The organism is Nocardioides psychrotolerans (genome assembly GCF_943371775.1).
Lineage (GTDB): Bacteria > Actinomycetota > Actinomycetes > Propionibacteriales > Nocardioidaceae > Nocardioides > Nocardioides psychrotolerans_A.
This window is the reverse complement of sequence record NZ_CALRWD010000065.1, coordinates 17,114-27,150: the sequence shown is the minus strand read 5'-3', so window position 1 is coordinate 27,150 and position 10,037 is coordinate 17,114. Positions and strand designations below refer to the sequence as shown.

At 72.2% G+C, this 10,037-nt stretch carries 12 protein-coding genes; 4 read left to right on the top strand and 8 right to left on the bottom strand.

What is annotated here, in order from left to right:
* The first annotated feature begins 36 nt into the window (after positions 1-36).
* Positions 37-1,374: a pitrilysin family protein gene (locus tag AAG827_RS16695; RefSeq protein WP_341927305.1), complete on the top strand. Its 1,338-nt coding sequence runs from the start codon at positions 37-39 to the stop codon at positions 1,372-1,374.
* Here AAG827_RS16695 and AAG827_RS16690 read toward each other — a convergent pair.
* The 3 genes from AAG827_RS16690 to AAG827_RS16680 all read right to left on the bottom strand — a co-directional run bounded on the left by AAG827_RS16690 (position 1,371) and on the right by AAG827_RS16680 (position 3,114).
* A complete protein-coding gene (locus AAG827_RS16690; RefSeq protein ID WP_341927302.1) occupies positions 1,371-1,916 on the bottom strand; it encodes a hypothetical protein in 546 nt (181 codons plus the stop codon). The genes AAG827_RS16695 and AAG827_RS16690 overlap by 4 nt on opposite strands.
* Complete coding sequence (locus tag AAG827_RS16685) at positions 1,913-2,521, bottom strand: transposase (RefSeq protein WP_341927301.1); 609 nt, start codon at positions 2,519-2,521, stop codon at positions 1,913-1,915. Before AAG827_RS16685 ends, AAG827_RS16690 begins: the two co-directional genes overlap by 4 nt.
* Positions 2,522-2,598: 77 nt before the next feature.
* A complete protein-coding gene (locus AAG827_RS16680; RefSeq protein ID WP_341927300.1) occupies positions 2,599-3,114 on the bottom strand; it encodes a class I SAM-dependent methyltransferase in 516 nt (171 codons plus the stop codon).
* A 71-nt stretch (positions 3,115-3,185) separates the two neighbouring features.
* On the opposite strand from AAG827_RS16680, the gene dapB reads away from it, so the two are divergent.
* Complete coding sequence (gene dapB / locus AAG827_RS16675) at positions 3,186-3,941, top strand: 4-hydroxy-tetrahydrodipicolinate reductase (protein ID WP_341927299.1); 756 nt, start codon at positions 3,186-3,188, stop codon at positions 3,939-3,941.
* Positions 3,942-4,074: 133 nt separating this feature from the next.
* Positions 4,075-5,685 (top strand): M4 family metallopeptidase, encoded by a 1,611-nt coding sequence (locus AAG827_RS16670; RefSeq protein ID WP_341927298.1) that lies wholly within the window; start codon positions 4,075-4,077, stop codon positions 5,683-5,685.
* 101 nt (positions 5,686-5,786) lie between these two features.
* On the opposite strand, the gene AAG827_RS16665 is transcribed toward AAG827_RS16670, so the two are convergent.
* The 3 genes from AAG827_RS16665 to AAG827_RS16655 are packed head-to-tail and all read right to left on the bottom strand — an operon-like array spanning position 5,787 to position 7,353.
* The gene (locus AAG827_RS16665) at positions 5,787-6,086 is read right to left on the bottom strand and encodes an AzlD domain-containing protein (protein WP_341927297.1); all 300 of its coding nucleotides are present in this window, start codon (positions 6,084-6,086) and stop codon (positions 5,787-5,789) included.
* Positions 6,083-6,811: an AzlC family ABC transporter permease gene (locus tag AAG827_RS16660; protein ID WP_341927296.1), complete on the bottom strand. Its 729-nt coding sequence runs from the start codon at positions 6,809-6,811 to the stop codon at positions 6,083-6,085. The genes AAG827_RS16665 and AAG827_RS16660 overlap by 4 nt, the downstream gene beginning before the upstream one ends.
* On the bottom strand, positions 6,808-7,353 hold the full coding sequence (locus tag AAG827_RS16655) for a GNAT family N-acetyltransferase (protein WP_341927295.1): 546 nt from the start codon (positions 7,351-7,353) through the stop codon (positions 6,808-6,810). The genes AAG827_RS16660 and AAG827_RS16655 overlap by 4 nt, the downstream gene beginning before the upstream one ends.
* 191 nt (positions 7,354-7,544) lie before the next feature.
* Between AAG827_RS16655 and AAG827_RS16650 the strand changes: the two genes are divergently transcribed.
* On the top strand, positions 7,545-8,552 hold the full coding sequence (locus AAG827_RS16650) for an aldo/keto reductase family protein (protein ID WP_341927294.1): 1,008 nt from the start codon (positions 7,545-7,547) through the stop codon (positions 8,550-8,552).
* Here AAG827_RS16650 and AAG827_RS16645 read toward each other — a convergent pair.
* Complete coding sequence (locus AAG827_RS16645) at positions 8,515-9,336, bottom strand: hypothetical protein (RefSeq protein WP_341927293.1); 822 nt, start codon at positions 9,334-9,336, stop codon at positions 8,515-8,517. The two genes, AAG827_RS16650 and AAG827_RS16645, sit on opposite strands and share 38 nt — an antisense overlap.
* A 10-nt stretch (positions 9,337-9,346) precedes the next feature.
* Complete coding sequence (locus AAG827_RS16640) at positions 9,347-9,931, bottom strand: DUF3043 domain-containing protein (protein WP_341927292.1); 585 nt, start codon at positions 9,929-9,931, stop codon at positions 9,347-9,349.
* Positions 9,932-10,037: the final 106 nt, after the last annotated feature.

Sequence of the window (10,037 nt, the reverse complement as noted above, 5' to 3'; positions counted from 1 at the left end):
CCGAGCTCCTCGGGCGGGTCGACGCCTTCTCGGGGGGTGCGGGTCCCCGGCCGCCGCACCTCGGCGGCTCAGCCGGTCGGCTCCACGCGCACCCTCCAGACCGTCCGCGACGGTGACGGACAGGTGACCTCACGCGTGCGTCGTACGGTGCTGCCGGGGGGCCTGCGCGTCGTCACCGAGCAGATCGCCGGCGCCCGCTCCGCCGCTGTCGGCGTCTGGGTCGGCGTGGGCTCGCGCGACGAGACCGCCAAGCTCCACGGTGCCTCGCACTTCCTCGAGCACCTGCTCTTCAAGGGCACCACCGAGCGGTCGGCGCTCGACATCTCCATCGCGCTCGACGCGGTGGGCGGTGAGTTCAACGCGTTCACCGCCAAGGAGTACACCTGCTTCCACGCGCGGGTCCTCGACGAGGACCTGCCGCTGGCCGTCGACGTGCTCGGCGACATGATCACCAACAGCACGATCACCGACGAGGACGTCGAGGCCGAGCGTGACGTCATCCTCGACGAGATCGCGATGCACGACGACGACCCCGACGACGTCGTCCACAACCTCTTCGCCGAGCAGGCGTGGGGGCGTGAGTCGCCCCTGGGACGTGACATCGCGGGCACCGTGCTCTCCATCGAGGCGTTGACGCGGACGCAGATCCGGCGGTTCTACCGTCGCCACTACACCGCTGCCAACATGGTGGTCGCGGTCGCCGGCAGCGTGGACCACACCGCGCTGGTGCGCCAGGTGCGCCGGGCCTTCGGCCGCAACGGGTTCCTCTCCGGTGACGCCGTCCCGGCACCCCCGCGTACGTCGGGCCGTGGCTCGCGGATCACGCCCGGCACCGTCGAGGCGACCCGGCCCTTCGAGCAGGTCAACCTGGTGCTCGGCATGAAGGGGATGGCGCGCGGTGACGAACGCCGCTTCGCGCTCGGCGTGCTCAACACCGCCCTCGGCGGGGGCACCTCGAGCCGGCTCTTCCAGGAGGTCCGGGAGCGACGGGGGCTGGCCTACTCGGTCTTCTCCTTCGCCTCCCACCACGCCGACTCCGGCATCGTGGGGGTCTCGGTCGGCTGCCTGCCGAGCAAGCTCGACGAGGTGCTCGCCACCGTGCGCACCGAGCTGTCGCGCGTCGCCGCCCACGGCATCAGTGCCGAGGAGCTCGCGCGCGGCAAGGGTCAGCTGCGTGGGGGACTGGTCCTCGGGCTCGAGGACTCCGGCTCGCGGATGTCGCGGCTGGGCAAGTCCGAGCTGGTCCACGACGAGCTGCTCAGCATCGACGACGTGCTCGCCCGCATCGACGCCGTCACCCTCGACGAGGTGTCGTCGGTCGCCGCCGAGATCTTCTCCCAGCCGGAGATCCTCGCGATCGTCGGACCGGGCTAGGCGCGCAGCAGCAGGACGACCCCGGCACACCCCGCGGCCCAGAGCACGCTGGTGAAGGTGCCGATGATGAAGCGCTCGGCCGTGCCGGGGTTGTCCTGGTTGCGCAGCTCGGGATAGCGGCCCAGCCCCTTGAGGGCGAGCGCGAGAGCCACGCCCTCGGGCCAGCCCGCGAGCAGGCTGACGACGATGGCGGTGCGCTCGAGACCCCCGATCCAGGCCCCGCCGCGCAGCACCGACCCGGCGTCGCGCATGGAGTGCGCGCCCGTCGTGTCGTGGCGGTCGATCCAGGCGAACACCCAGGAGGTGACCGGTCCGCCGCCGGCGACGGCCAGGACCGCCGCCGCGGTGGCGACCATGGCGTGCAGCGCCTGCTCGCTCGCGCCGAGCCGCCCGTGCACGGCCACCGCGAGGGCGCCAGCCAGCAGGATGGCGGCCAGCGGCGGCCACAGCAGCCGACCGGCGCGGGTCCAGCCCCAGCCGGAGGCGACGATCGCGGCGACCAGCAGCGCCACGGTCAGCCAGGCCGAGTCGAGCGGGGTCATGCGCTCGCTCCCACCGGGGTCAGGAGCTGGGCGGCGAGGTAGCCCGCCAGCTCGCGGGCGCGCCGTCCCTCGACCAGCCCCGCGGCCTGCGCGCGCTGGCTGACAGCGGACTGGCTGATGCCCAGGCGTCGTCCTGCCTCCTCGTAGGACACGTCGCTGCCCTCGACGAGGTCGGCGACCTCCCACCCGCGCGCGCTGCGGCGCGAGAGGATCGCGGCCCACAACCACCAGGTCGTCTCGAGGGCCCGGGCGGGACCGGCCCCCTCGTCGCCCACGACCCGCAGGTGCCACGGGCTGGTCTTGGCCGCGCTGACGGCCTCGCGAGCCCGCAGGAACGCAGCGCCCCGTCCGGCGCGGGTGGAGGAGGGCAGGGGAAGCTCGACCTCGCCGAGGCCCACCCCGACGTTCCACCGGTCCTGGCGCAGCAACAGCTCCACCACCTGGACGAGGACGACCGGCTCGTCCACGACGCCCTGCAGCTCGTCGCCCGCGGTGCGCTCGAAGGCCCGCAGGGCGCCGAGCGGTGCGAGGGTCGAGAGCGCGTCCTCGACGAGGTCGGGGCTGCTGCGGCTGCGCCGCTGGTCGAGCGTGAGCACGGCGAGCACGGGACCTCCTCGGCTGTCGGGAGCGCCAGCCTACATTAGGAAATAGTCTAATGAACGAGATTGATAAGCCTGAGTCCTTATCGACGACCGATGATGCCGATGACGGCGGGACGCTTGTTGTCGACGACCGACACCCGGAAACCGCCGTTGCTCAGCGCGGCGGAGGCCTGCTCGACGACGCGCGGCACCTCCTCGGGGCGCGGGACCTCGTAGAAGAGGTAGACCCCACCCCCGGGGAGGACGCGCTCGTGCAGCAGCGCGACCTCGTCGGCGCAGTCGCGCACCCAGAAGAGGTTGACGTTGAACGAGAAGACCTTGTGCAGCCGCTTGACCGGGACCCGCAGGGTCGCCAGGTCGATCTGGCGCACGGTGAGGCGACCGGACTCGACATGGGCCGCGTTGCGGCGCTTGGTGCGGTCGACACCGGACTCCGAGCGGTCGATCGCGAAGAGCTTGCCCGTCTCCAGCCGGTCGCAGATCAGCTCGGCCGCGGCACCCGGGCCGCAGCCGATCTCGAGGACGTGGTCAGAGGGCTGGACGTCCAGGAAGTCGACGGCCCAGCGAATCCGCGACGGGATGGTGTTCACCGGCATGTCACCAGACTGCCAGAAACGGACCCTGCCGCGCTGAGAACGCCATGCAGGTGGACCGCTAAGTTGGTCACGTGGCTGAGCGGATCAAGGTGGGCGTGCTGGGCGCGCGGGGCAAGGTCGGCGCCGAGGTGTGTCGCGCGGTCGAGGAGGCCGAGGGGCTCGCGCTCGTCGCCCAGGTCGACCAGGGCGACCCGATCGAGGCCCTCGTCGAGGCCGGGGCCCAGGTGGTCGTGGACTTCACCCACCCCGACGTCGTCATGGACAACCTCGCGTTCTGCATCGAGCACGGCATCCACGCCGTGGTCGGCACCACCGGCTTCGACGAGGCGCGGCTCGCGGTCCTGCGCGACCGGCTCGCCGCAGCCCCCGACGTGGGCGTGCTGATCGCGCCCAACTTCTCGATCGGCGCCATCTTGATGATGCGCTTCGCCGCGCAGGCCGCCCGCTTCTACGAGTCCGTCGAGGTCGTGGAGCTCCACCACCCCGACAAGGCCGACGCACCCTCCGGCACCGCACGTCGTACGGCGGAGCTCATCGCGGCCGCCCGCCGCGAGGCCGGCATGTCCCCGCCGCCCGACGCCACCTCCACGGGGCTCGAGGGCGCCCGCGGAGCCGACGTCGACGGGATCCGGGTCCACGGCCTGCGGATCCGCGGCATGGTCGCCCACCAGGAGGTCATCCTCGGCGGGGTGGGGGAGACCCTCACGATCCGCCACGACTCCATGGACCGCGCCTCGTTCACCCCCGGCGTCCTCACCGGGGTGCGCCAGATAGCCGCCCACCCCGGTCTGACCGTCGGCCTGGAGCACCTGCTCGACCTGGACTGACCCGCGGCTCACTTCTGCAAGTTCGTGCAGTGCAGCGACTCGCAGGCCCTCGACCGGTGCGCGCACGCGTGCGCAGGGGCCACTGTGGGAGCACAGACGTTCACTTGGGAACGTCCACGTTGAGAGGCACAGCATGCGTAAGACTCTCGGTCTCGCCACCGCCGCCGTCCTGGCAGCAGGCACCCTCGGTGTCCAGGCGACCTCCGCCACGAGCGCCCCTGGCTCGTCCGACCGCCGGCCCGACGTGGTCGCCGGCGCGCTCCAGGCCCTCCAGCAGCACCCGCGTGCTGCGCTTCCTGCGGCCGAGCAGGAGTTCGTCGAGGTCGACACGATCGTCGACGCCGACGGCAGCACCCACGTCCGGCTCCAGCGCACGATCGACGGACTCGACGTCCTCGGCGGCGACCTCGTCGTGCACCGCGGCCCCGAGGCCGGGTGGCGCGGGGTCAGCCAGACGCTGACGACGCCGCTGACGCTCTCCACCGCACCCTCGGTCGCCCGGACCGCCGCCCGCACCGAGGCGCTGAGCCCGGCCAAGGCCACGGCGACGATCGTCGGTCTCCGGGCCGCCGACCGCGCCCCGCGCCTCGTCGTCGACGCCGTGACCGACGCCCCGCGCCTCGCGTGGGAGGTCATGACGCTGGGACGTCAGAGCGACGGGACGCCGAGCCGGCTCGCGACCTACGTCGACGCGAAGACCGGCCAGGTCATCCGCCGCGAGGAGCAGATCCACACCGCCGACGGCTCCGGTCAGTCGCTCTACAGCGGCACCGTCCCGATCAGCATCACCCAGTCGGGGTCGACCTACACGCTGACCGACGCCGCCCACGGCAACGCCAAGACCACCGACATGCAGAACAAGACCGACTCGCCCATCTGCGGCCTGCTCGGCTCCTGCAGCAACGGCGTGGCGTTCTCCAGCCCCGACACGTCCTTCGGCAGCGGCACCAACGCCAACCGCGAGTCGGCCGCTGTCGACGCCCACTACGGCGGAGCGGTGACGTTCGACTACTTCAAGCTCGTGCACGGTCGCAACGGCATCTTCGGCAACGGCACCGGTGCTCCGAGCCGCGTCCACTACGGCCGCAACTACGTCAACGCGTTCTGGGACGGCACCAAGATGACCTACGGCGACGGCAACGGCACGACGTTCGGTCCGTTGGTCTCCCTCGACGTGTCCGGTCACGAGATGAGCCACGGGGTCACCGAGAACACCGCCAACCTGACCTACTCCGGTGAGTCCGGTGGGCTCAACGAGGCCACCTCCGACATCTTCGGCACGATGGTGGAGTTCTACGCCGCCAATGCGAACGACCCGGCCGACTACCTCATCGGCGAGGAGTTCGACCTGGCCGCGGGCAAGGGCTTCCGTCGCATGGACAACCCGATCGCCGACGGCAGCTCGCCCAACTGCTACAGCGCCAACACGAAGAACCTCGACGTCCACTACTCCTCGGGCGTCGCCAACCACTTCTTCTACCTGCTGGCCGAGGGCTCGGGCGCCAAGACGATCGGCGGCACCGCCCACAGCTCGAGCACGTGCAACGGCTCGACCATCACCGGCATCGGCCGCGACGCGGCCCAGAAGATCTGGTTCCGCGCCCTGGACGTCTACATGACCTCCGGCACCACCTACGCGCAGGCCCGCACCGCCACGCTCAGCGCGGCCGCGGACCTGTTCGGCAGCGGCAGCACGCAGCACACCACGGTGGCTGCGGCGTGGAGCGCCGTCAGCGTCGCCTGACAGCTCTCCTCGCTGGGGGAAGGGGCCCGCGCCGGACGGAACCGGCGCGGGCCCCGTCCTGCGTCCGCACCCTGTGCCGCACAGGCGCTCAGACCAGGTGCTCAGACCAGGCGCACCAGCGCCGCGACCGCGGCCGCGCCGAAGACCACGACCAGGAACGGCGCGCGCAGTGCCAGCAGCACCACGGCGACGCCGAGGGCCAGGGCCCGCGCGTCGAGCACCAGCGCCTGCCCGGTCGTGAAGACCTGGATCGCCACGAGAGCGGCCAGCAGCCCGACCGGGATCAGGTCGGCCACCCGCGCCACGACAGGACGCTCGAGCACCCGGGCCGGGACCGAGAGCCCGGCGAGCTTGAGCAGGTAGCAGCCGACGCCGGCCACCACGATCGCCACCCACGTCATCGCGCGGCCCCGTCCGGTCTGTCCGGTTCGTCCGGTCGCGCGAGCAGGCCCACCAGCAGCACGACGCCGCCGGCGACCAGCACCGGGATGCCGGCCGCGGTCACCGGGACCATGCCCAGCGCGACGGCCGCGGCGAGCAGCGCCACGAGCACCGTGCGCCGCTGCTGGAGACGCGGCCACAGCAACGCCAGGAAGGCGGCTCCCACGGCCGCGTCCAGCCCGTAGGTGCGCGGGTCGCCGATCGCCGTGCCGCCGATCGCGCCGAGCAGGGTGAAGAGGTTCCACAGGACGAAGATCGAGCCGCCGGTGGTGAGGAAGCCGACCCGCGCCCCCGCCGTCGTACGACGGGTCACGGCCATCGCGGTCGACTCGTCGATGAGCAGGTGGGCCGCGCCGACGCGACGCCGTCCGGTCCACGCCAGCAGGGGCGCGAGACGCAGCCCGTAGAGGGTGTTGCGGGTGCCGAGGAGCAGCGCGGTCAGGGCCCCCGACAGGGGAGCGCCACCGGAGGCGATGACGCCGACCATCGCGAACTGGGACGCGCCGGTGAACATCAGCAGCGACAGCACGCACGTCTGGAGCACGTCGAGACCCGAGGAGACCGACACGGCGCCGAAGGAGACGCCGTAGGTGCCCGTGGCCAGGCCGACGGCGAGGCTGTCGCGCGCGATCGAGCGTCGGTCCTCGGGGGGCACGTCGTCCGGGGCGGCGGCCCCCTCGCTCATGAGAAGGCGGTGTGCAGGCGGACCTGCTTGACGACCGTCGCTCCGGTCCCGTCCAGGTCGAGCCCGCGGTGGGCGCCGTCGGGCGCCCAGCCGGCCTCGCTGAGGAACACGCGCGTGGCGTCGTCGCTGGCGATGGTCCACAGCACGGCACGGGTGAACTTGTCGGCCACCATCGTGTCGATCGCCGCCTGGAGCAGGCGCGACCCGTGGCCCTTGCCCCGCTCGGTGGGATCGATCGTCAACTCCTGGACCTCGGCGTCGGCCACAGGGTCGCAGTCGGGGTCCGCACCGGGGCCGGTCATCGCGAAGCCCACGACCCGGTTGCGCTCCAGTGCGACGAGCACCCGGTTGCGGGCGTCCTGCGGCTTGCGCAGCGACGCCGCCCACGCCGCGGCTGCGGCGTCGACGTCGTCGGGCAGGGCCTCGGGCGGGAGGAGGTCGGCGTAGGTCGTGCGCCAGGTGCGCAGCTGGAGGGCGGCGATCGCCGCGGCGTCGTCGGCCCAGGCGATGCGCACGGACACGTCGGCGGTCGGGCTGCTCACCCGTGCATCTTGGCACCCGCCGCGGGGGCGGCATCGGGCAGGCCGTGGGCAGCACGGCAGGCAGCACCGTAGGCACTGCCGAGTCGGCGCGCTGTTGCACTGCAACCTTGCGGCGACTCGGCGATCGGACATGGGCTCTTGCCTCGGCGCCACCCGCGACGCGGCTTGGCCCGGCGCCTAGGGTCGGAAGCATGGAAATTCGCAACCTCGGGGCCAGCGGCCTCAAGATCTCGGCCATCTCCTACGGCAACTGGCTGACCCACGGCTCCCAGGTCGAGGAGGACGCCGCGTTGGCCTGCGTGCGGCAGGCCCTCGACGAGGGCATCACCACCTTCGACACCGCCGACGTCTATGCCAACACCGCCGCCGAGACGGTGCTCGGCAAGGCGCTCAAGGGCGAGCGGCGCGAGGGCCTGGAGATCTTCACCAAGGTCTACTGGCCCACCGGCCCCGGCAAGCACAACGACCACGGCCTGTCCCGCAAGCACATCCTCGAGGCCATCGACGGCTCCCTGACGCGGCTCGGGACCGACCACGTCGACCTCTACCAGGCCCACCGCTACGACCACGAGACGCCGCTCGAGGAGACGATGGAGGCCTTCGCCGACGTCGTCCGCTCGGGCAAGGCGCTCTACATCGGTGTCTCGGAGTGGCGCGCCGAGGAGATCCGCGCGGCCCACGCGCTCGCCCGCGAGCTCAGGATCCCGCTGGTCTCCAACCAGCCGCAGTACAACATGCTCTGGCGCGTCATCGAGGCCGAGGTCGTGCCCACCAGCGAGGAGCTCGGCCTGGGCCAGGTCGTCTGGTCGCCGATCGCGCAGGGCGTGCTGACCGGCAAGTACAAGCCGGGCGAGCAGCCGCCGGCCGGGTCGCGGGCGACCGACGCCAAGGGTGGCTCCGACATGATCTCGCGCTGGATGAAGGACGACGTGCTCGAGCGGGTGCAGCGCCTCCAGCCGATCGCGGACGAGGCCGGCCTCAGCCTGGCCCAGCTCGCCGTGGCGTGGGTCCTGCAGAACCCCAACGTGTCCTCGGCCATCATCGGTGCCAGTCGGCCCGAGCAGGTGACGGAGAACGTCAAGGCGGCCGGCGTGAAGCTCGACGAGGCGACGATGACCGCTATCGACGGCGTCGTCGGCGACGTGGCCGAGCGGGACCCGGCTAAGACGCAGTCGCCGTCGCGCCGCGACTTCGGCTGACCCAGACGGCTCCTGCGACCGCGAGCGTGAGTCCGACGACCACGCTCGCGGTCCAGCCGTCCCGGACCTGGTCCCCGAGCAGCCACACGCCGAGCAGGGCGGGCACCGCGGTCTGACCGACGATCAGCGGGGCGGTCGTGGCCGTCACCGCGTCGGCGTGCATGCCCAGGGAGTAGAGCCAGAACGACAGCAGCCCGAAGACGGGCACGGCGAGCGCCGCGACCACGACGGCCGCCTCGAGCGGCAGCCCGACCCCGCGCACCGCGAGCGCGGAGCCGGCGTAGCCCAGGCCCGCTGCGGCTCCGAGCACCGGCCCGGCCCAGCCGCTCCCGACCAGCCCGACGAGGGCCAGCACCACGACGCCGCCGGCCAGGGGGAGCGCGAGGGTCCAGGTCGTCACCACGTCGCCGGGCTCGCCGGCACCGAGCGCGACGAGCACCAGGCCCGCGGTCACCGCCAGCACGCCGGCCCAGTCACCCGGCGCCAGGTCCTCGTCGACGCGGCGCGAGGCCAGCGCCGTGATCGGCAACGACAGCGAGATCAGCACCTGCGCGAGGTAGAGCGGCACCAGGTAGATCGAGACCGCGTGCAGCACGAAGCCGCCGAGGTAGGCCAGCACGACCAGCATGGTCAGCGGGTCGCGGACGGAGTGCGTCACGAAGTCGGTGAGCCGGCTCGGGCGCTGCGCGCCCCGTCGTACGGCGCGGGCCTGGGCGACGGCCGCCAGGCCGAAGAGGACGGCGGCCAGCGCACCGGTCAGCAGACCGGCCGCCTGGCCGGTCACCGGGTGCCCGTCACCGGTAGTGCTCGGGCAGCTCCTGGCCGATCTTGACCTGGGCCTTGGGCATCCGCATGAACTTCATCTGCATCGAGCGGGTGATGGAGTAGTAGGCGATGCCCTTGGTGCTCTCGCCGGGGAATCGGCGCTCGAGCTCCTTCTTCATCCGCCGACGCATCAGGAAGACGTCGAAGATGACCAGGAGCAGAGTGCCGAGGAGGATCGTGTTGCCCATGCTGGCGAGGTCGGGGTTGCCGGAATAGCCCAGCACCATCGTCACGATCAGCAGCGGGATCATCAGCTCCACGATGGAGAAGCGGGCGTCGACGTAGTCGCGGACGAAGCGGCGCATCGGCCCCTTGTCGCGGGCCATGAAGTAGCGCTCGTCGCCGGACTTCATCGCCGCACGGACCTTCTGGCTCGACTCGACACGCGACGAGCGCTGCGCGGCGGCGATCTCCTTGCGGGTGCGCGGCACCTTGGCCTTGGCACGTGCCGCGGCCTCGGCCTCCTTGCGCGTGGGCGTGGGGCGACCCTTGCCACCGGGCTTGACCGTGGTGGTGTCGACGGCGGGGGTCTCGGACTTGCTACGACCAAACAACGGGACAGGCCTTCGGGAGTCGGGGCTGGCAGGGGCGGAGGTGCGGCGGACGCGTGATCCGACGCCCCCAGACTACCCGCGTGGTCGCGGAGCGCATCGGTGGCGC

What these genes read in the sequence shown, in the direction of transcription:
- AAG827_RS16690 (WP_341927302.1), bottom strand. Translation starts at nt 1,916, where the DNA reads ATGACCCCGCTCGACTCGGCCTGGCTGACCGTGGCGCTGCTGGTCGCC.
- AAG827_RS16680 (WP_341927300.1), bottom strand. Translation starts at nt 3,114, where the DNA reads ATGCCGGTGAACACCATCCCGTCGCGGATTCGCTGGGCCGTCGACTTC.
- AAG827_RS16670 (WP_341927298.1), top strand. Translation starts at nt 4,075, where the DNA reads ATGCGTAAGACTCTCGGTCTCGCCACCGCCGCCGTCCTGGCAGCAGGC.
- AAG827_RS16665 (WP_341927297.1), bottom strand. Translation starts at nt 6,086, where the DNA reads ATGACGTGGGTGGCGATCGTGGTGGCCGGCGTCGGCTGCTACCTGCTC.
- AAG827_RS16660 (WP_341927296.1), bottom strand. Translation starts at nt 6,811, where the DNA reads ATGAGCGAGGGGGCCGCCGCCCCGGACGACGTGCCCCCCGAGGACCGA.
- AAG827_RS16650 (WP_341927294.1), top strand. Translation starts at nt 7,545, where the DNA reads ATGGAAATTCGCAACCTCGGGGCCAGCGGCCTCAAGATCTCGGCCATC.